General features: G+C 64.5%; 23 protein-coding genes. 20 read left to right on the forward strand and 3 right to left on the reverse strand.

Annotated elements, in window-relative coordinates:
* Positions 1–11: 11 nt before the first annotated feature.
* Complete coding sequence (gene rpsR, locus EU803_RS05520) at positions 12–239, reverse strand: 30S ribosomal protein S18 (RefSeq protein WP_129680618.1); 228 nt, start codon at positions 237–239, stop codon at positions 12–14.
* 25 nt (positions 240–264) lie between these two features.
* A complete protein-coding gene (gene rpsF / locus EU803_RS05525) occupies positions 265–618 on the reverse strand; it encodes a 30S ribosomal protein S6 (protein ID WP_129680620.1) in 354 nt (117 codons plus the stop codon).
* Between the two features lie 289 nt (positions 619–907).
* Here rpsF and EU803_RS05530 point away from each other — a divergent pair, with 289 nt between their 5' ends.
* The 8 genes from EU803_RS05530 to EU803_RS05560 all read left to right on the forward strand — a co-directional run bounded on the left by EU803_RS05530 (position 908) and on the right by EU803_RS05560 (position 8,294).
* Complete coding sequence (locus EU803_RS05530) at positions 908–1,567, forward strand: hypothetical protein (RefSeq protein WP_129680622.1); 660 nt, start codon at positions 908–910, stop codon at positions 1,565–1,567.
* A 120-nt stretch (positions 1,568–1,687) separates the two neighbouring features.
* On the forward strand, positions 1,688–2,626 hold the full coding sequence (gene fabD, locus EU803_RS05535) for an ACP S-malonyltransferase (protein WP_129680624.1): 939 nt from the start codon (positions 1,688–1,690) through the stop codon (positions 2,624–2,626).
* Positions 2,627–2,658: 32 nt separating this feature from the next.
* Positions 2,659–3,396, forward strand: a complete 738-nt coding sequence (gene fabG, locus EU803_RS05540) for a 3-oxoacyl-[acyl-carrier-protein] reductase (RefSeq protein WP_129680626.1) — start codon at positions 2,659–2,661, stop codon at positions 3,394–3,396.
* Positions 3,397–3,646: 250 nt separating this feature from the next.
* Complete coding sequence (locus tag EU803_RS05545) at positions 3,647–3,880, forward strand: acyl carrier protein (RefSeq protein WP_129680628.1); 234 nt, start codon at positions 3,647–3,649, stop codon at positions 3,878–3,880.
* Positions 3,881–4,078: 198 nt separating this feature from the next.
* Positions 4,079–5,338, forward strand: a complete 1,260-nt coding sequence (gene fabF / locus EU803_RS05550) for a beta-ketoacyl-ACP synthase II (protein WP_129680630.1) — start codon at positions 4,079–4,081, stop codon at positions 5,336–5,338.
* On the forward strand, positions 5,338–6,504 hold the full coding sequence (gene mltG, locus EU803_RS05555; RefSeq protein WP_129680632.1) for an endolytic transglycosylase MltG: 1,167 nt from the start codon (positions 5,338–5,340) through the stop codon (positions 6,502–6,504). Before fabF ends, mltG begins: the two co-directional genes overlap by 1 nt.
* A 172-nt stretch (positions 6,505–6,676) precedes the next feature.
* Complete coding sequence (locus tag EU803_RS18790) at positions 6,677–7,024, forward strand: hypothetical protein (protein WP_242494290.1); 348 nt, start codon at positions 6,677–6,679, stop codon at positions 7,022–7,024.
* Entirely contained in the window at positions 6,993–8,294 is a 1,302-nt protein-coding gene (locus tag EU803_RS05560) for a terminase family protein (RefSeq protein WP_242494291.1), read from the forward strand. Before EU803_RS18790 ends, EU803_RS05560 begins: the two co-directional genes overlap by 32 nt.
* Positions 8,295–8,327: 33 nt before the next feature.
* Here EU803_RS05560 and EU803_RS05565 read toward each other — a convergent pair whose 3' ends face one another.
* Positions 8,328–9,812 carry an NAD-dependent succinate-semialdehyde dehydrogenase gene (locus EU803_RS05565; protein ID WP_129680636.1) on the reverse strand — a complete coding sequence of 495 codons (1,485 nt, stop codon included), beginning with the start codon at positions 9,810–9,812 and terminating at the stop codon, positions 8,328–8,330.
* Between the two features lie 156 nt (positions 9,813–9,968).
* Between EU803_RS05565 and EU803_RS05570 the strand changes: the two genes are divergently transcribed.
* From EU803_RS05570 to EU803_RS05625, 12 genes are all read left to right on the forward strand, one after another.
* On the forward strand, positions 9,969–10,619 hold the full coding sequence (locus tag EU803_RS05570; RefSeq protein WP_242494292.1) for a GntR family transcriptional regulator: 651 nt from the start codon (positions 9,969–9,971) through the stop codon (positions 10,617–10,619).
* A gap of 138 nt (positions 10,620–10,757) precedes the next feature.
* Entirely contained in the window at positions 10,758–11,939 is a 1,182-nt protein-coding gene (locus EU803_RS05575) for a phage portal protein (RefSeq protein WP_129680640.1), read from the forward strand.
* Complete coding sequence (locus EU803_RS05580) at positions 11,929–12,135, forward strand: hypothetical protein (protein WP_129680642.1); 207 nt, start codon at positions 11,929–11,931, stop codon at positions 12,133–12,135. The genes EU803_RS05575 and EU803_RS05580 overlap by 11 nt, the downstream gene beginning before the upstream one ends.
* Before the next feature lie 11 nt (positions 12,136–12,146).
* On the forward strand, positions 12,147–12,692 hold the full coding sequence (locus tag EU803_RS05585; protein ID WP_129680644.1) for an HK97 family phage prohead protease: 546 nt from the start codon (positions 12,147–12,149) through the stop codon (positions 12,690–12,692).
* Between the two features lie 35 nt (positions 12,693–12,727).
* Entirely contained in the window at positions 12,728–13,909 is a 1,182-nt protein-coding gene (locus EU803_RS05590) for a phage major capsid protein (RefSeq protein WP_129680645.1), read from the forward strand.
* Between the two features lie 166 nt (positions 13,910–14,075).
* Complete coding sequence (locus EU803_RS05595; RefSeq protein ID WP_129680647.1) at positions 14,076–14,675, forward strand: phage head-tail connector protein; 600 nt, start codon at positions 14,076–14,078, stop codon at positions 14,673–14,675.
* Positions 14,672–15,010, forward strand: a complete 339-nt coding sequence (locus EU803_RS05600; protein WP_129680649.1) for a head-tail adaptor protein — start codon at positions 14,672–14,674, stop codon at positions 15,008–15,010. Before EU803_RS05595 ends, EU803_RS05600 begins: the two co-directional genes overlap by 4 nt.
* Positions 15,007–15,417: a DUF3168 domain-containing protein gene (locus tag EU803_RS05605; RefSeq protein ID WP_129680651.1), complete on the forward strand. Its 411-nt coding sequence runs from the start codon at positions 15,007–15,009 to the stop codon at positions 15,415–15,417. Before EU803_RS05600 ends, EU803_RS05605 begins: the two co-directional genes overlap by 4 nt.
* A 49-nt stretch (positions 15,418–15,466) precedes the next feature.
* A complete protein-coding gene (locus EU803_RS05610) occupies positions 15,467–15,883 on the forward strand; it encodes a phage major tail protein, TP901-1 family (RefSeq protein ID WP_129681578.1) in 417 nt (138 codons plus the stop codon).
* On the forward strand, positions 15,883–16,200 hold the full coding sequence (locus tag EU803_RS05615; protein WP_129680653.1) for a gene transfer agent family protein: 318 nt from the start codon (positions 15,883–15,885) through the stop codon (positions 16,198–16,200). The genes EU803_RS05610 and EU803_RS05615 overlap by 1 nt, the downstream gene beginning before the upstream one ends.
* Positions 16,197–16,412 (forward strand): rcc01693 family protein, encoded by a 216-nt coding sequence (locus EU803_RS05620; RefSeq protein ID WP_129680655.1) that lies wholly within the window; start codon positions 16,197–16,199, stop codon positions 16,410–16,412. The genes EU803_RS05615 and EU803_RS05620 overlap by 4 nt, the downstream gene beginning before the upstream one ends.
* The gene (locus EU803_RS05625; protein ID WP_129680657.1) at positions 16,399–17,058 is read left to right on the forward strand and encodes a phage tail tape measure protein; all 660 of its coding nucleotides are present in this window, start codon (positions 16,399–16,401) and stop codon (positions 17,056–17,058) included. Before EU803_RS05620 ends, EU803_RS05625 begins: the two co-directional genes overlap by 14 nt.
* The last annotated feature ends 9 nt before the right edge of the window (positions 17,059–17,067 follow it).

Genomic DNA, 17,067 nt, shown 5'->3' on the forward strand with positions numbered 1-17,067 from the left:
ATGTCAGCTCCTTACTTCACTGCGTAGGGCAGAAGGGCCAGGAACCGGGCGCGCTTGATCGCCTGGGCGAGCTTGCGCTGGTTCTTGGCGCCAACGGCGGTGATGCGGGCCGGGACGATCTTGCCGCGCTCAGAGATGTAGCGCTGCAGGGTCTTGGTGTCCTTGTAGTCGATCTTCGGGGCGTTCTCGCCTTCGAACGGATCGCTTTTACGACGGCGGAAAAACGGTTTGGTAGCCATGACTTACAGTCCTTTCGGGATCAAGTTAGCGACGTTCGCGGCGTTCGCCACGGTCGTCACGCTTCTGCATCTGGACCGAGGGGCCTTCCTCGTGCGCATCGACCTTGATGGTCATCACGCGCATCACGTCGTCATGCAGACGCATCAGGCGTTCCATTTCCTGCACGGCGGCCGAGGGCGCGTCCGAACGCAGGAAGGCATAGTGCCCTTTGCGGTTCTTGTTGATCTTGTAGGCCATCGTCTTGACGCCCCAGTATTCATTCTCGACAACCTTGCCGCCGTTGTCGGCAAGCACGGTCGAGAAATGTTCGATGAGGCTTTCGGCTTGCGCGTTGGACAGGTCCTGACGCGCAATGAATACATGCTCGTAAAGCGGCATGCGGGCTCCATTTCTATCGCGGCGCATTTCATAGGGTAGGGGGTCGATGCCTTCCGCACCCCACCCACGAGAGTCTGCGCGGTTCATAAAATTACCGCGGAAGGATGCGGCCTTATACAGGTGGAGCCGCCACAGGCAAGGCGAAATCGACATCCCGAAAGCCCCGCGGAGGCGTCGGAAATCGCCGTTAATCAAGAGTAAATTTTCCAACAGCCGCCCCAGCCGCGCCAGACTTTGGCCACAGTCCTGCATTTGAGTCGAATGCGGATGGAATAGCAGGAGAGACGTCATGCAAAAGATGTCCGAAACGCACCGGGGATCGCAATCGTCACGCATGGCGGACACGCCCGCCAACGGGGTCCGCGTCGATCAGACCTATTGGGGATACGTCCTGCAGGGGCAGGGCGACGAGATGAAACTGGCGAATATTTCGGCTGGCGCTGCCTGGCTTGTCGGGATCGGGTTCATGATCGCCGCCGCCGGGATGTGGATCATGCCGGGTGCGGTTTTTTCCGGAAGCGTGCTGGGAATGAAGCTTGGGTCGTCGGTTGTACTTGCGGGGATCGGGGCGCTCTTGCTCAATTGGTCGGGCAAGACCGGGGACCAGATCGTTGAAGTGGATACAACCCGTGGCGAGATCCGGTTCGTGGTTCAGTCCCGCGTTGGGCGGCCTGCCGTCGTTGGCCGCATCGGGGTCGACGCGATCGGCGGCGTTCTGATCGATCGCAGCCGCGTCGGGCTGTGCACCCTGAAACTGCGCCTTGGCAATACCCACCGCACGATCGACCTGATTTCCGGCCCCGAAGCCGATCTGGTTCCGGTTCGTGACCGCCTTGGCCGGGATCTTCTGGTTGGTGCGCGCGGCGCCCCGTCGACCGAGAAGAGGGCGGTCAAGGAGCCCCGGCCCGATTTCTCACCCGACAGCTTGCGGAAATCCATCCCGGCCTGAACAGGGCCTTCCCCATGTCTGAAAGGCGGCCGATCCGGTCGCCTTTTCTTGTTCTGGGGCCGCGCGCGCGCTATGGCAGGAAAAACAACGGACCTCTGACGCAAGGGAAGGGACAAGAACATGCGGGCATTCGTATTTCCGGGACAAGGCGCCCAGGCCATCGGGATGGGCAAGGCGCTGGCAGATGCCTATCCGGCAGCCAAGGCCATTTTCGAGGAGGTCGACGAGGCCCTGGGAGAGAGCCTGTCGGCGCTGATCTGGGAGGGTGAGATCGAACATCTGACCCTGACCCGCAACGCGCAACCGGCGCTGATGGCGACCTCGCTGGCGGCGATGCGCGCGCTTGAGGCGGAAGGGGTCAGGATCGAAGACGCATCTTTCGTGGCGGGCCACAGTCTTGGCGAATATTCGGCGCTGGCCGCTGCGGGCGCGCTGACCGTGGCCGATACGGCGCGCCTGCTGCGCATTCGCGGCACGGCGATGCAAGAGGCCGTTCCGGTCGGTGTCGGCGCGATGGCCGCGCTTCTTGGGCTGGATTTTGCGGGGGCGACTGCGGTGGCAAAGCAGGCCGCGCAGGGCCAGGTCTGTCAGGCTGCCAACGATAATGATCCCGGTCAGGTGGTTGTGTCGGGCCACAAAGAGGCCGTGGAACGCGCTGTCGAGATTGCCAAGGACATGGGCGCCAAGCGGGCCCTGCTGCTGCCGGTTTCGGCCCCGTTTCATTGCGAATTGATGGAGCCTGCTGCCCGCGTGATGGCCGAGGCGCTGAACGCGGTGGACATCAACGAACCCAAGGTGCCGGTCGTGGCCAATGTCGAAGCCCGCGCGGTTTCCGACCCGGCGACCATCCGGTCGCTGCTGGTCGAGCAGGTCACCGGGTCTGTCCGCTGGCGCGAATCCGTGGCGTGGATGGCCGAACAGGGCGTGACCGAAGCCTGGGAGATCGGGGCGGGCAAGGCCCTGTCGGGGATGATCAAGCGGATTTCCCGTGAGATGGGAACTCGCGCCATCGGCACCCCCGAGGATGTTGCCGCCGCGGCCGAGAGCCTGCGCGGCTGAACTTCAGAAGTTACTTCAGAAAAGGAATCCAGATGTTTGATCTGACTGGGAAAAATGCCCTTGTAACCGGTGCGTCCGGCGGAATCGGCGGCGAGATTGCCAAGGCGTTGCACGCGGCTGGCGCGACCGTCGCCCTGTCGGGCACCCGCGAGGCGCCGCTGCAGGAGCTGGCCGCCGAACTGGGTGACCGGGTGCATGTGCTGCCCTGTAACCTGTCCGATGCCGAGGCGGTTACCGCGCTGCCGGGCCGGGCGGTCGAGGCGATGGGATCGCTGGATATTCTGGTGAACAACGCCGGGATTACCCGTGACAATATCTTCATGCGGATGTCGGACGAGGAATGGGCGAGCGTGCTGGAGGTCAACCTGACCTCGACCATGCGCCTGTGCAAAGGCGCCATTCGCGGGATGATGAAATCCCGCTGGGGCCGGATCGTGAATATCTCGTCCATCGTCGGGGCCACGGGAAATCCGGGGCAGGCCAACTATGCCGCGTCCAAGGCCGGCATGGTGGGGATGTCGAAATCCATCGCCTATGAGGTCGCTAGCCGGGGAATCACCGTGAACTGCGTCGCCCCGGGGTTCATCGCCACGGCCATGACCGACAAGCTGAACGACGATCAAAAGGCGAAGATCAACGGCCAGATTCCGGCCGCGCGCATGGGCACGCCTGAAGAGATTGCCGCCGCCGTTCTGTATCTGGCATCGAACGAAGCGGGATACGTGACGGGCGCCACGTTGCATGTAAATGGCGGCATGGCAATGATCTGACCCTTGGGCAAGGTGGCATCGGCTGGCCGGTCTGCGACGGTTGCATATTGGACCGTTGACCTGATCGCATAGCCGGTGTCACATGACCCGAAAGCGTTTGCCTTGGCCGATTTCTCTGCTATAGGCCACGCAGTTTTGCCGCGGCGCGCCCTTGTGCGCTGGCGGTTTCATCCCCAACTGGGGACCCATAGCCGCCCCGCGGGGCAAGCAAGAACGGGCGAAGTGCCCAAATGGAACGTGAGGAACAGACATGAGCGACGTCGCTGACCGCGTGCGGAAAATCGTTGTAGAGCACCTGGGTGTGGAAGAAGACAAGGTTGCCGAGAACGCTTCGTTCATCGACGATCTGGGCGCTGACAGCCTTGACACCGTCGAACTGGTGATGGCCTTCGAAGAAGAGTTCGGCATCGAGATCCCGGATGACGCGGCCGAAACCATCCAGACTTTCGGCGACGCCGTGAAGTTCATCTCGGAAGCCCAGTAAGCTTTCGAAGGTTTTCGAACCGGAAACGGCGCCCCGTAGGGCGCCGTTTTTCTTTGTGCGCAATGATTGCCCGCGCGCGGTCGCCAAATCGTCAGGGACTTTGCCCAATACCCTGTTCTTGGCCTCTTTCCCTTGCCCACGGATTGCCGCCTGCGCTATCAGGGGCCGAAGGAAACCTGACAGAGGTGAGGGCAGAATATGCGCCGTGTCGTCGTAACTGGGCTGGGGCTTGTGACCCCTCTTGCAGATGGTGTCGAAGAAAGCTGGACCCGTATTCTGGACGGGCAGTCCGGAGCGGGCACCATTGCCCAGTTCGATGCCAGCCATCTGACCACGAATTATGCCTGCGAAGTAAAGCGCGGCGATGGCACGGACGGCACGTTCAATGCTGACAAATACCTTGAGCCGAAAGAGCAGCGGAAGGTCGACGACTTTATCCTGTTCGGGATCGCGGCCGCGCAGCAGGCGGTTGAGGATTCGGGCTGGGTTGCCGAGACCGATGAGCAGAAGAACCGCACGGGTGTTCTGATCGGGTCGGGGATTGGTGGGCTGAAGTCCATCGCCGACACGGCCGTCATGATCAAGGAACGTGGCCCGCGTCGGGTGTCGCCGTTCTTTATCCCGGGCGCGCTGATCAACCTGATCTCTGGTCAGGTCAGCATTCGCTATGGCTTCAAGGGTCCGAACCACGCGGTTGTTACGGCCTGTTCGACCGGCGCACACGCGATTGGTGACGCCGCCCGCCTGATCAAATACGGCAATGCCGATGTCATGGTTGCCGGTGGGGCAGAGGCGGCGATCTGCGAAATCGGGATCGCGGGGTTCAACGCCTGCAAGGCCCTGTCGACCAAGCGCGCCGACGACCCCAAGGCCGCCAGCCGCCCCTATGACGCCGACCGTGACGGGTTCGTGATGGGCGAAGGCGCAGGTATTGTGGTGCTGGAGGAATACGAGCACGCCAAGGCCCGTGGCGCGAAGATCTATGCCGAGGTTCTGGGCTATGGCCTGTCTGGCGACGCCTATCACATCACCGCCCCGTCCGAGGACGGCGAGGGTGGCGAGCGGTCCATGCGGGCGGCGCTGGCCGATGCCGGCCTTCAGCCGGCGGATATCGACTATATCAACGCGCACGGCACATCGACCATGGCAGATGTGATCGAACTGGGCGCGGTCGAGCGGATGATGGGCGATGCGGCGTCCAAGGTCACGATGTCGTCGACCAAGTCGATGACCGGCCACCTTCTGGGAGCGGCTGGCGCGATCGAGGCGATCTTCTCGATCCTTGCGATCCGCGATCAGGTGGCGCCGCCGACCATCAACCTTGACAATGTCGCGGTGGAAACCAAGGTCGATCTGGCCCCCAACGCCAAGCGCGAGCGGGAAATTAACGTGGCCCTGTCGAACTCCTTCGGCTTCGGCGGCACCAATGCGAGCGTGCTGTTCGGGAAACCCTCCTGATGTGGCGGCATATCGCCTCTAACGCGCTGACATTCTTCATCATTGTCCTGTTCCTTCTGGCCGGGGTGGTGATGCTTGGCGCGCGCCAGTATTCGGAGCCAGGACCGCTGGTGCAGGCGATCTGCCTGCGGGTCGAAAGCGGCACCAACATGCGGGCCGTGTCGCGCGATCTGGAATCGCAGGGGGCGATCAGTTCGGGGTCGATCTTTCGGATAGGCGCCGATTATTCGGACAAGTCGGGCCAGCTGAAGGCCGGGAGTTTCCTGATCCCGCCGCGCGCCACGATGGAAGAGATCACCGATATCATCACCCGTGGGGGTGCCAGCACCTGCGGCACCGAGGTGGTCTATCGGATCGGGGTGACCCGGTCGGTCATTCAGGTGCGCGAGTTGGACCCGGCCGACAACCGCTATGTCGAGGTGGCAGAGTTCGAGCGCGGCGCCGAGGAGATCCCGGCCGCCTATCTTGAGGTGCAGGAGAAGTCCGACACCCGGTACCGCGTGGCCATGGCCGAGGGCGTGACCAGCTGGCAGGTGGTCGATACGCTGAACGCCATTGATACGCTTGGCGCGGATTACGAGGGCGTCCCGCCCGAAGGGTCGCTGGCCCCTGACAGCTATGAGTTCACGCCGGGCACGCCGGTCGCTACGATCATCGACCGCATGACAGACCGTCAGGCCGCGATCCTGGCAGAGGCTTGGGCGGGCAGGGCCGAAGGGCTGCCGCTGGCATCGCCGGAGGAGGCGCTGATCCTGGCTTCGATCGTCGAAAAGGAAACCGGCGGCTATGACGAGGTCCGCACGGTGGCGAGCGTATTCGAGAACCGTTTGAACCGTGGGATGCGCCTGCAGACGGACCCGACGGTGATCTATGGCATCACCAACGGCGTCGGTGTTCTGGGCCGAGGTCTGCGGCAAAGCGAGCTGCGGGCCGAAACCCCCTATAACACCTATGTCATCGAGGGCCTGCCGCCGACGCCGATCGCGAACCCCGGCCGGCTGTCGATCGAGGCGGTGATGAACCCGGAAGAAACCGACTATATCTTCTTCGTGGCCAAGACGCTTGATCCGAGGGACGGGCATAATTTCGCGGCCACGCTGGACGATCATAACCGCAATGTGGCGGCCTATCGGGCGCTGGAGGCCGAGGCGGCGGCAAACCAATAGGTTTCGAAAACCTGAATGATACCGGGCGGTTGGTTGCGCAACGCGTTGACCGTCCGCCCGGTTTCGCGTATAAGTTGTGACATGCTGGAAGACGTGTGACGCGGCCCGGGGGCGACCCTTCGGGCCGTTTTTCGTCTCAATGGACGAACCCCTAGCAAGGCACAAGACCCACATGACAACACAAGAACGGGGCCGGAATGGTGAGGTGGCCGAAGCCGAGCGAAAGCTGGGTGAAATCCTGAACGTGCTGACCAGCGCCCAGACGGTGCTGGCGGCGCAGATCACCGCAATCGAGCAAACAGAAGCAACCAAGACAACCGAGGTTCGGCAGGCGCTGCGATCGCTGCATGAGCTGTATCTGAACTTTCGCGCTGCCGAGGAGAAGTTCCATGAAAAATACGGAAGCGGCTTACGAGCCGGAGACATCGACTTTGACGCCGTCCGGGCCCAGATCGGGAGCCGTCTGGATAGCCTCCGCCGCGCGCGAAGTGCAGGAGAAGTTTCTGGAGACCCTGAATGAAGATGATTTGCGCGCGCTGCCTTATCTGTTCGAGTTCTGGGCGTTGGAGCACCAGTTGCCGCCGGAGGGAGAGTGGCGCAACTGGGTGATCCTTGGCGGGCGCGGCGCGGGCAAGACCCGTGCCGGGGCAGAGTGGGTCCGGTCGATGGTCGAAGGGTCGCGTCCGCGCGACCGGGGCCCGGCCCGGCGCATCGGCCTGGTCGGGGAAACCGCCGATCAGGCTCGTGAGGTGATGGTTTTTGGCGAAAGCGGCATCATGGCCTGTTCGCCGCCGGACCGACGCCCCCAATGGATTTCGGGCCGCAAGATGCTGGTCTGGCCGAATGGGGCCACGGCGCATGTCCTGTCGGCGCATGATCCGGAATCCCTGCGCGGGTGGCAGTTTGATGCGCTTTGGGCGGATGAACTGGCCAAGTGGAAGCGCGGTCAGGACAGTTGGGACATGCTGCAACTGGGGTTGCGGCTGGGCGATGACCCGCGTGCCTGTATCACTACGACCCCGCGCAATGCCCCAGTTCTGCGCGACCTGTTGGACCGCGAGAGCACGGTCATGACCCATGCGCCGACCACGGCGAACGCGGCCAATCTGGCGGCTGGGTTCCTTGAGGAAGTACAGCGTCGCTATGCGGGCACCCGACTGGGCCGGCAGGAGTTGGATGGCATGCTCTTGGGCGATATCGAGGGCGCGTTGTGGACCAACGACCTGATCGCTGCCTGCGCGGTGGACAAGGCGCCCGAACTGGCCCGGATCGTCGTCGCCGTCGATCCGCCGGTGACGGGCCACAAGGGGTCCGACTTGTGCGGGATCGTCGTGGCCGGGGTGGTCACCGATGGCCCGCCGCAGAACTGGCGGGCCTATGTCCTTGAGGATGCCAGCGTCGGCGCGGCCTCGCCCAACGAATGGGCGCGGGCGGCGCTTGCGGCGATGGAACGGCACGGGGCCGACCGGCTGGTAGCGGAGGTCAACCAAGGCGGCGATATGGTCGAGGAGGTCATTCGCCAGATCGACCCGCTGGTGCCCTATCGTGCGGTCCGCGCGGGCAAGGGCAAGGCCGCCCGGGCAGAGCCGGTTGCCGCGCTTTATGAACAGGGACGGGTGTCGCATATGCGCGGGCTGTCAGAGCTTGAAGACCAGATGTGCGAGATGACCACCCGTGGCTTTACCGGGCGCGGGTCGCCTGACCGCGTGGATGCGCTGGTCTGGGCACTGCATGACCTGATGGTCGCGCCCGCGGCCCAATATCGCCGCCCCCGGCTGCGGTTGTTGTGATCTTTGGGGCGCCCGTCCCGCGTGGTGGGCGCCCTAGCCGATGCCGCCGAGGCAGAGGTATTTCATTTCCAGATAGTCATCGAGCCCGTGCCGCGACCCTTCGCGCCCCTGGCCCGACTGCTTGATCCCGCCGAAGGGCGCGGCCTCGGACGTGGTCAGCCCGGTGTTGATCCCGACAATCCCGTATTCCAGCGCCTCGGCCATGCGCCAGACCCGCCGCATGTCGCGGGTGAAGAAATAGGCCGAAAGCCCGTAGTCTGTGGCATTGGCGGCGCCAAGCACTTCTTCCTCGGTCTCGAAACGGAAGAGGGGGGCGACGGGGCCAAAGGTTTCTTCCCACGCCACCTGCATGTCGGCCGTCACGCCGGTGAGCACGGTTGGTTCGTAGAACAGCGCTCCAACATCCGACCGTTTACCGCCGGTGGCGACCTTGGCACCCTTGGCGATGGCATCGGCGACATGGTGTTCGACCTTGGCCAGGGCCGCCGCGTCGATCAGCGGGCCGGTCGTGGTGTCGGCGTCGAACCCGTTGCCCAGTGTCAGCCCCTGTGCGGCCTCGGCCATGCGGGCGGCGAAGGCATCGTAGATCCCCGATTGCACGTAGATCCGGTTGGCGCAGACGCAGGTCTGGCCGTTATTGCGGTATTTGGAGGCCATCGCGCCGTCGACCGCCGCCTCAAGGTCGGCGTCATCGAAGACGATGAAGGGCGCGTTGCCGCCGAGTTCGAGCGAGAGCCGAAGGATTTTGTCCGCGCCCTGCCGCATGAGGATGCGTCCGACCTCGGTCGAGCCGGTGAAGCTGAGTTTGCGCAATTTGTCGTGGCGGCACATGGCCTGTCCCATCCCGGCGGCGTCCAGCCCCGGAACAACCGACAAGAGCCCCGCAGGCAGGCCCGCCCGTTCGGCCAGGACCGCCAGTGCGATAGAGGACAGCGGCGTCGCCTCGGCCGGTTTTGCAACCATGGCGCAGCCGACGGCCAGTGCCGGGGCCATCTTCCGCGCCAGCATGGCGGAGGGGAAGTTCCAGGGCGTTATCGCGCCCACGACCCCGACCGGCTGCCGGAGCACCATGAGTCGCCGGTCCTCGGCCATGGAGGGGATGGTCTCGCCGTAGACCCGTTTGGCCTCTTCCGCGAACCATTCAATATAGGAGGCACCGTAGAGCACTTCGCGTTTGGCATCGAAATGGGGTTTGCCCATCTCGGCGGTCAGGATCGTGGCCAGATCGTCGGCATTGTCGTGGATCAGGTCATGCAGGCGGCGCATCGTGTTGGCGCGGTCCTTGGCGGTGCGGGCGGCCCAGCTTTTTTGCACCGGTGCCGCTGCGTCAATCGCCTCGTTGATCGCTTCGGGGCCGAGGTCGGGCAGGGTTGCGACCCGGTCGCCGGTGGCCGGATCGGTCACGTCGAAGGTGCGCCCATTGGGGGCCGAATGAACCTGTCGTCCGGCAATGATCCCTGCGGCGGGAATCAGGGTCGGATCGGAAAGGCGGTCGAGCAGGGCAGGAGAGATCGACATCGGCGTGGTCCTATGGTCGGCGGTTTGGCGGCATCTGGTCATTTTCTCGTGGGGAAGAAAACCCTTTTTGACCCGATTTCCGATTGGATTTGATCATACTCGTCCGGCGCTGCATTATGGGGCCAATGTTCATGCCCGATGAAGGGAACCCCAGACGTGCCAGCCATCCCCGCAAAACAGCCGGAGCACCAGATCGTCTATCAGCGCCTGCGCGAGATGATCCTGTGTGGTGAATTGGAACCAGGGCAGGCGGTGACCATCCAGGGGCTGATCGGGACGCTGGGCGCGGGTATGACCCCCGTACGCGAGGCGATCCGCCGGTTGACCTCGGAAGGCGCGCTGGAGTTTCAGGGCAACCGTCGGGTGTCTGTCCCTGTCCTGACCCTGCCACAGCTGGACGAGTTGGCCTTTGCCCGACTGGCGCTGGAACCCCAACTTGCCTTTTGGGGGGCGGAGAAGGTTTCGACCGAACAGATTGCCCGGTTGACCGAGATCGACAACGAAGTGAACCGCGCCATCGCGCGGGGCGACGTGAAAGCCTATCTGACGAAGAACCACCAGTTTCATGCCGAGCTGTATGCGGCATCCGGCGCGACGATCATGATTTCGATCGCCGACACGCTGTGGTTGCGCATGGGACCGTCGCTGCGGGTCATGTGCGGCCGGTTCGGCACCTCCAACCTGCCGGACATGCATGAAGACGCGCTGTCAGCCCTGCGGGACGGGGATGCGGCCCGCGTTCGCGATGCGATTCACGCCGATATCGCGCAGGGGTTCGACCAGATTCGCGCCTCTCTGTCCTCCTGATCCCTTACAAATAGCCTTTGGCCCGTTGCGTGGCCCACCGCGCGGTGGGTCAGCCCGTTCTTTAGCATTTCATCCGATTGTTCCCCTCACGCACCGCAGCCCGCGTTTCCGGCGGCACGCAGGATCGAGGAGAATTGGATGTTTGACTTTCTGAAGCGGCCCGAGGCGACCGGCCCCGCCAGCATGGAGGCGAAGGCCTCGGCCACGGGCAAGGTTGTCGCGCTGGCCTCTGGCCGCGTGGCGTGGAGCCCGCGCGATGTTGTGTCGCTGACCAAGAACGGTTTTGCGGGAAACCCGGTGGGGTTTCGCGCGGTCAAGATGATTGCCGAGGCCGCCGCGGCCCTTCCGTTGGTTCTGCAGGACCGGGAACGCCGCTATGACACGCACCCGGTGCAGGCGCTGCTGTCGCGCCCCAATGCGCTTCAGGGACGGGCCGAGCTGATGGAAGCGGTCTTTGCCCAGCTTCTGCTGACCGGCAACGCGTATGTGGAGGCTGTCGCGGGCGAGGCCCTGCCGGTGGAGATGCATGTGCTGCGGTCCGACCGGATGAGCCTTGTTCCCGGCGCCGATGGCTGGCCCGTCGCCTATGACTATACCGTCAATGGCCGCAAGCACCGGTTTGCCGTCGGTTCCGATGCCAGCCCGATCTGCCATATCAAGTCGTTCCATCCGCAGGATGACCACTATGGGTTTTCGCCCTTGCAAGCCGCCGCCACCGCGATTGACGTGCATAACGCGGCCAGCCGCTGGTCTAAGGGGCTGTTGGACAATGCCGCGCGTCCGTCGGGGGCCATTGTCTATAAGGGCGCGGACGGGCAGGGCAGCCTGTCGTCGGACCAATATGATCGCCTGCTGACCGAGATGGAGACGCAGCATCAGGGGGCACGAAACGCGGGCCGACCGATGCTGCTGGAAGGTGGGCTGGACTGGAAGCCGATGGGCTTTTCGCCGTCGGACATGGAATTCCAGAAGACCAAAGAGGCCGCCGCGCGGGAGATTTCCATCGCCTTCGGTATTCCGCCGATGATGCTGGGTATTCCGGGCGACGCGACCTATGCGAACTATCAAGAGGCGAACCGGGCGTTCTATCGCCTGACCGTCCTGCCGCTGGCGACCCGGGTCTATGCGACGCTGGCGGACTGGCTGTCGGATTTCACCGATGAACGGCTGGATATTCGTCCTGACCTTGACCAGATCCCGGCCCTTGCCGCCGAGCGCGAAGCGCAGTGGCGCCGCGTGGGCGAGGCGAGTTTCCTGACTGACGCGGAAAAGCGCGCCTTGCTGGGCCTGCCCGCGCTGGAGGTCGGCGATGAAGGGTGACGTCGTGGACATGGAGGGCCGACCCCGCCGCGACCCGGCCCCGGTGTCGGATTTCTGGTTCGCGCAGATGGATGTGCGTCTGGGCAAGATCGAATTCGTGGTTGGCCGTCTGGAAAAACAGGTCTGGCTGATCGTCTGCGCCGCCTTTGCGCTGGTGGGGATCGAGGTCGTCGCGGCGCTGGTCGGCGGCAATTGAAGGGACAGGATATGGAACTGGAACACAAGTTTTGCGCCCTGGGCCAGGAGGTGCAGGTCACTGATGGTCATTTGATCGAAGGTTACGCCTCTTTCTTTGGCAAAACCGATCAGGGCGGCGATGTGGTGCAGCCGGGGGCCTATGCGGCGTCGCTGGCGCGGCTGGGCGCGAAGGGCGGAAAGGTGCGGATGCTGTGGCAGCACGACCCGACCCAGCCCATCGGTATCTGGGACGAGGTGCGGGAAGACGGCAAGGGCCTTTGGGTCAAGGGCCGGATCCTGACCGACGTGGCCAAGGGGCGCGAAGCGGCGGCCCTTGTGGCGGCGGGGGCCATTGACGGTCTGTCGATCGGCTATCGCACCATCCGGGCCACGAAGAATGACAAGGGTCAGCGGCTCTTGTCCGAGCTGGAGCTGTGGGAGGTGTCTTTGGTCACGTTCCCCATGCTTCCCGATGCGCGGGTCGGCGCCAAGGGGGACACCCCGGATGCGGCGATCCTGCGTGAGATGGCAGCGGCATTTCGCGATGCCCGCAGCCTGCTGGCCCCGGACGACTGACCGAGCCGGCGTTTCACATCAAGAAGGACTGATTGATGAGCAAACCCGAGACCAAGGCTCGGGCCGGGGAGCTTTCGTCTCCGGCTGAGGAGCTGAAGTCGGCGATCGCCGATTTCGTCACCGAATTCAAAGACTTTTCCAACGGCATTGATGCCAAGCTTCAGAAACAGGAAGAACGTATGAACAAGCTGGATCGCAAATCCCTGATGGCCGCGCGGCCTGTCCTTGCCTCGGGCGCCGAGGTTGAAGCCCCCCACCAGAAGGCCTTTGCCGCCTATCTGCGGTCGGGCGACGATGACGCGCTGCGCGGGCTGACCCTTGAAGGTAAGGCGATGTCCACCGCCGTGGCCGCTGATGGCGGCTATCTGGTGGATCCGCAGACCGCGGAGACCATCAAATCAACCCTGTCCTCCACTGCGTCGATCCGGGCGATTGCCAATGTCGTCAACGTCGATGCCACGTCGTTCGACGTGCTGATCGACCACACCGAAATGGGTGCGGGCTGGGCGACCGAGGTCGATCCGACCACCGAAACAGGCACCCCGACCATCGACCGCATCACCATTCCGCTGCACGAGCTGTCGGCCCTGCCGAAGGCGTCGCAGCGCCTGCTGGACGACAGCGCCTTTGACATCGAGGGCTGGCTGGCCGAGCGCATCGCCAACAAGTTCGCCCGGTCCGAGGCGGCTGCCTTCATCAACGGTGACGGCATCGACAAGCCGCGCGGCTTCTTGGACTACGCACAGGTTGCCAATGGCACCTGGTCCTGGGGCAATATCGGCTATGTCACCACTGGTGTTGCGGGGGACATCACCGATGGCGATCCGATCATCGACCTTGTCTATGCGCTGGGCGCTGAATACCGCGCCGGGGCCAGCTTTGTCATGAACTCCAAGACCGCCGGCCTGATCCGCAAGCTGAAGGATGCCGATGGCCGCTTCCTGTGGTCGGACGGTCTGGCCGCGGGTGAACCGGCCCGCCTGATGGGCTATCCGGTGCTGATCGCCGAGGACATGCCCGATGTGGCCGCCGACAGCGCCTCGATCGCCTTTGGCGACTTCGGCGCGGGCTACACCGTTGCCGAACGTCCGGACCTGCGCGTGCTGCGTGACCCGTTCTCGGCCAAGCCGCATGTGCTGTTCTATGCCACCAAGCGCGTCGGTGGTGCGGTGTCCGACTTTGCCGCGATCAAGCTGCTGAAGTTCGGCATCGCCTAAGGGTTGATGACCGAAGGGGCCGCCCGACAGGGCGGTCCCGCCGGGCGCGCGCCGGGGTGAAACGGCCTCGTGTTGTCCAGCTGCTCCCATCCGTCCGAGCAATACGGGGGTGCGCGGCGTGCGTCCGGTCCAATCGCCAACGTGGACCGGAGATCGGAGTAATTCCATGATGTTAGTCGAAGAGACCACGGTGCCCCAGGCGGCCCTTCCCGTGGCCGTATTCAAAGAGCACCTGCACCTTGGCTCTGGCTTTGCCGATGATGGTCTGCAGGATGCGGTGTTGGAGACCTACCTGCGTGCCGCGCTGGCCGCGGTCGAGGCCCGGACCGGAAAGATCCTGATCGAGCGGGACTTCAGCTGGACCCTGAGCGCATGGCGCGACCATGCCGAGCAGGCCCTGCAGGTGGCCCCGGTCAGCGCGATTGCCGATCTGCGGATCGCCGGGCGCGACGGGATCGAAACGAGCGTGAGTGTTCAGGCCTACCAGTTGATCCCGGATAGCCAGCGTCCGCGCCTTGCGGCGACTGGGGGCGCGTTGCCGACGATCCCGCCGGGCGGGTCGGCCCGTGTGGTGTTCATGGCGGGCTATGGGCCCGACTGGGCCGATCTGCCCGCCGATCTGGCGCAGGCTGTGCTGATGCTGGCCGCCCATTATTACGAATTCCGCCATGATATGCGGGGCACGGGCGGGGCGATGCCGCAGGGCGTGGCCGCCCTGATCGACCGCTACCGCACGGTCCGCCTGTTTGCGGGGGGACGCGGATGAGACGCCCCCGGTTGAACCGAAAGCTGGTGCTGGAGGCGCCGGTGCGCGTGCCGGACGGCGCTGGCGGCTATTCCGTGACCTGGACGGCGCTGGGCACCCTGTGGGCCGATCTTGACGCCCGCACGGGGCGGGAGGCGGCGGGCATCGCCACGCCCCTGTCCAAGGCGGCCTATCGCATCGTTTTGCGGGCCGCGCCGGTGGGATCGCCCCGCCGCCCGTTGCCGGAACAGCGGCTACGGGATGGGACGCGGGTGTTCCAGATCAATGCCGTCACCGAATGGGACGCGGATGCGCGGTTCCTTGTCTGTCACGCCCATGAGGAGGTGGTCACATGAGCTATGGCGTTGCGGCGGCGCTTCAGGCTGCCGTCTATCAGCATCTGTCGACCGATCCGGCTGTGACCGCGCTGGTCGGAACGGCGATCTATGACGCCCTGCCCACCGGAGCCCTTCCCGGGTTGTACGTGGCCCTTGGCCCGGAAACCGCGCGGGACCGGTCGGACAAGACCGGGGGTGGGGCAGAGCATGAATTCACCGTCACCGTTGTGACCGACAGCGCGGGCTTTGCCAGTGCCAAGGATGTGGCGGCTGCCATTTCCGACGCGTTGGTCGATGCCAACCTGATCCTGTCGCGCGGCGTGCTGGTGTCGCTGAACTTTTACCGGGCTGTCGCGGCCCGGGTCGAAACGGGCGACACCCGCCAGATCAACCTGGTGTTCCGCGCCCGTGTCGACGACGTCTAGCCCGTTCGGGCACCCAAACTGAAACGATCAACCAAGCGGAGTGATGGCTATGGTAGCCCAGAACGGCAAGGATCTTCTTATCAAGGTCGACATGAACGGCAGTGGCACGTTCGAAACCATCGCGGGGCTGCGCGCCACGCGGTTTTCCCTCAATGCTGAAACGGTGGATGTGACCAGCATCGAAAGCACTGGTGGCTGGCGCGAGCTTTTGGGCGGGGCCGGGGTCCGGTCCGCGTCGATCTCGGGGTCGGGCGTGTTCAAGGACGCGGGCACCGACGAACGGGCGCGGCAGATCTTCTTTGATGGGGAAACCCCCGATTTCCAGGTGATCGTGCCGGACTTTGGCATCATCGAAGGCCCGTTCCAGATCAGTTCGATCGAATATGCGGGCAGCCACAATGGCGAGGCGACCTATGAGCTGTCCATCGCCTCGGCCGGGGCGCTGAGCTTTACGGCCTTTGTCTGATGGCCAATCCGCACGCGGGCGAGGTGGCGCTGGTCATTGATGGCCAGCCCCACAGCCTGAAGCTGACCCTTGGCGCACTGGCCGAACTGGAGGTGCAGATGGGCGAGGATACCATCGTCGATCTGGTCCGCCGGTTCGAGGGCGGCGCCTGTTCCAGCCGCGATGTCATGGCGCTGATCGTGGCGGGCCTGCGGGGCGGAGGATGGCGCGGCACGGCTGCCGATCTCCTGTCGGCCGAGATCGCGGGCGGCCCGGTGGGCGCGGCGCAGGCGGCGGCGGAACTTCTGGCCCGCGCCTTCCTGCCGCCGGGATCATGAGCGGTGGTCTGGACTGGCCGGGATTGATCCGGGCAGGCCTGTGCGGGCTGCGGTTGCGCCCGGCAGAGTTCTGGGCGCTGACCCCGGCCGAACTGATGCTGATGCTGGGTCTTGATGACGGCGGGCGGGCCCCGATGGTTCGGGACCGGCTGGACGATCTGATCCGGGCCTTCCCGGATGATGTGAAAGGAAGCGACAATGAACGAGATTGACCGGCTGGACGATCTGGAGGCCGAGGTGAGCGCGCTGGAGCGCACCCTGGGCGATGCCAGCGCCATGACCCGCGCCTTCGATGCCCAACTGCGCGATGTGCAGGTCAGCATGGGCGCCGCCGTCCGCGATCTTGGCACTCTGGAACGCGGGTTTTCAGGCGGGTTGCGCAAGGCGTTCGACGGGCTTGTCTTCGACGGGTTGCGGCTGTCGGATGCGCTGGGCGTGCTGGCCAATTCTATGATCCAGACCGTCTATAACGCGGCCCTGCGTCCGGTGACCGACCATTTCGGCGGGATGCTGGCCAATGGGCTGAATTCGATCGTGTCGGGGATGATGCCCTATGCCGATGGCGGGGCGTTCTCTCAGGGCCGGGTGATGCCCTTTGCCAAGGGCGGTGTGGTGGCGCAGGCCACGGCCTTTCCGATGCGGGGCGCGACCGGGCTGATGGGCGAAGCGGGGCCAGAGGCGATCATGCCGCTGACCCGCGGTGCCGATGGCCGGCTTGGCGTGCAGGCGCAGGGCGGGGCCAATGTCACCGTCAATATGAACATCACGACCCCAGACGTTCAGGGGTTTCAGCGCAGCCGGTCCCAGATCGCCGCCCAGATGGCGCGCGCATTGGGGCAGGGCAGCCGCAACAGGTAGGGGAGCAAA

This window comes from Loktanella sp. IMCC34160 (assembly GCF_004145845.1).
Taxonomy (GTDB): domain Bacteria; phylum Pseudomonadota; class Alphaproteobacteria; order Rhodobacterales; family Rhodobacteraceae; genus SELP01.

Bases quoted from the DNA above. Each gene is read 5' to 3' on its own strand.
- rpsR (WP_129680618.1), bottom strand. From the start codon at position 239: ATGGCTACCAAACCGTTTTTCCGCCGTCGTAAAAGCGATCCGTTCGAA.
- rpsF (WP_129680620.1), bottom strand. From the start codon at position 618: ATGCCGCTTTACGAGCATGTATTCATTGCGCGTCAGGACCTGTCCAAC.
- EU803_RS05530 (WP_129680622.1), top strand. From the start codon at position 908: ATGCAAAAGATGTCCGAAACGCACCGGGGATCGCAATCGTCACGCATG.
- fabD (WP_129680624.1), top strand. From the start codon at position 1,688: ATGCGGGCATTCGTATTTCCGGGACAAGGCGCCCAGGCCATCGGGATG.
- fabG (WP_129680626.1), top strand. From the start codon at position 2,659: ATGTTTGATCTGACTGGGAAAAATGCCCTTGTAACCGGTGCGTCCGGC.
- EU803_RS05545 (WP_129680628.1), top strand. From the start codon at position 3,647: ATGAGCGACGTCGCTGACCGCGTGCGGAAAATCGTTGTAGAGCACCTG.
- fabF (WP_129680630.1), top strand. From the start codon at position 4,079: ATGCGCCGTGTCGTCGTAACTGGGCTGGGGCTTGTGACCCCTCTTGCA.
- mltG (WP_129680632.1), top strand. From the start codon at position 5,338: ATGTGGCGGCATATCGCCTCTAACGCGCTGACATTCTTCATCATTGTC.
- EU803_RS18790 (WP_242494290.1), top strand. From the start codon at position 6,677: ATGACAACACAAGAACGGGGCCGGAATGGTGAGGTGGCCGAAGCCGAG.
- EU803_RS05565 (WP_129680636.1), bottom strand. From the start codon at position 9,812: ATGTCGATCTCTCCTGCCCTGCTCGACCGCCTTTCCGATCCGACCCTG.
- EU803_RS05575 (WP_129680640.1), top strand. From the start codon at position 10,758: ATGTTTGACTTTCTGAAGCGGCCCGAGGCGACCGGCCCCGCCAGCATG.
- EU803_RS05580 (WP_129680642.1), top strand. From the start codon at position 11,929: ATGAAGGGTGACGTCGTGGACATGGAGGGCCGACCCCGCCGCGACCCG.
- EU803_RS05585 (WP_129680644.1), top strand. From the start codon at position 12,147: ATGGAACTGGAACACAAGTTTTGCGCCCTGGGCCAGGAGGTGCAGGTC.
- EU803_RS05590 (WP_129680645.1), top strand. From the start codon at position 12,728: ATGAGCAAACCCGAGACCAAGGCTCGGGCCGGGGAGCTTTCGTCTCCG.
- EU803_RS05595 (WP_129680647.1), top strand. From the start codon at position 14,076: ATGATGTTAGTCGAAGAGACCACGGTGCCCCAGGCGGCCCTTCCCGTG.
- EU803_RS05600 (WP_129680649.1), top strand. From the start codon at position 14,672: ATGAGACGCCCCCGGTTGAACCGAAAGCTGGTGCTGGAGGCGCCGGTG.
- EU803_RS05605 (WP_129680651.1), top strand. From the start codon at position 15,007: ATGAGCTATGGCGTTGCGGCGGCGCTTCAGGCTGCCGTCTATCAGCAT.
- EU803_RS05610 (WP_129681578.1), top strand. From the start codon at position 15,467: ATGGTAGCCCAGAACGGCAAGGATCTTCTTATCAAGGTCGACATGAAC.
- EU803_RS05615 (WP_129680653.1), top strand. From the start codon at position 15,883: ATGGCCAATCCGCACGCGGGCGAGGTGGCGCTGGTCATTGATGGCCAG.
- EU803_RS05620 (WP_129680655.1), top strand. From the start codon at position 16,197: ATGAGCGGTGGTCTGGACTGGCCGGGATTGATCCGGGCAGGCCTGTGC.
- EU803_RS05625 (WP_129680657.1), top strand. From the start codon at position 16,399: ATGAACGAGATTGACCGGCTGGACGATCTGGAGGCCGAGGTGAGCGCG.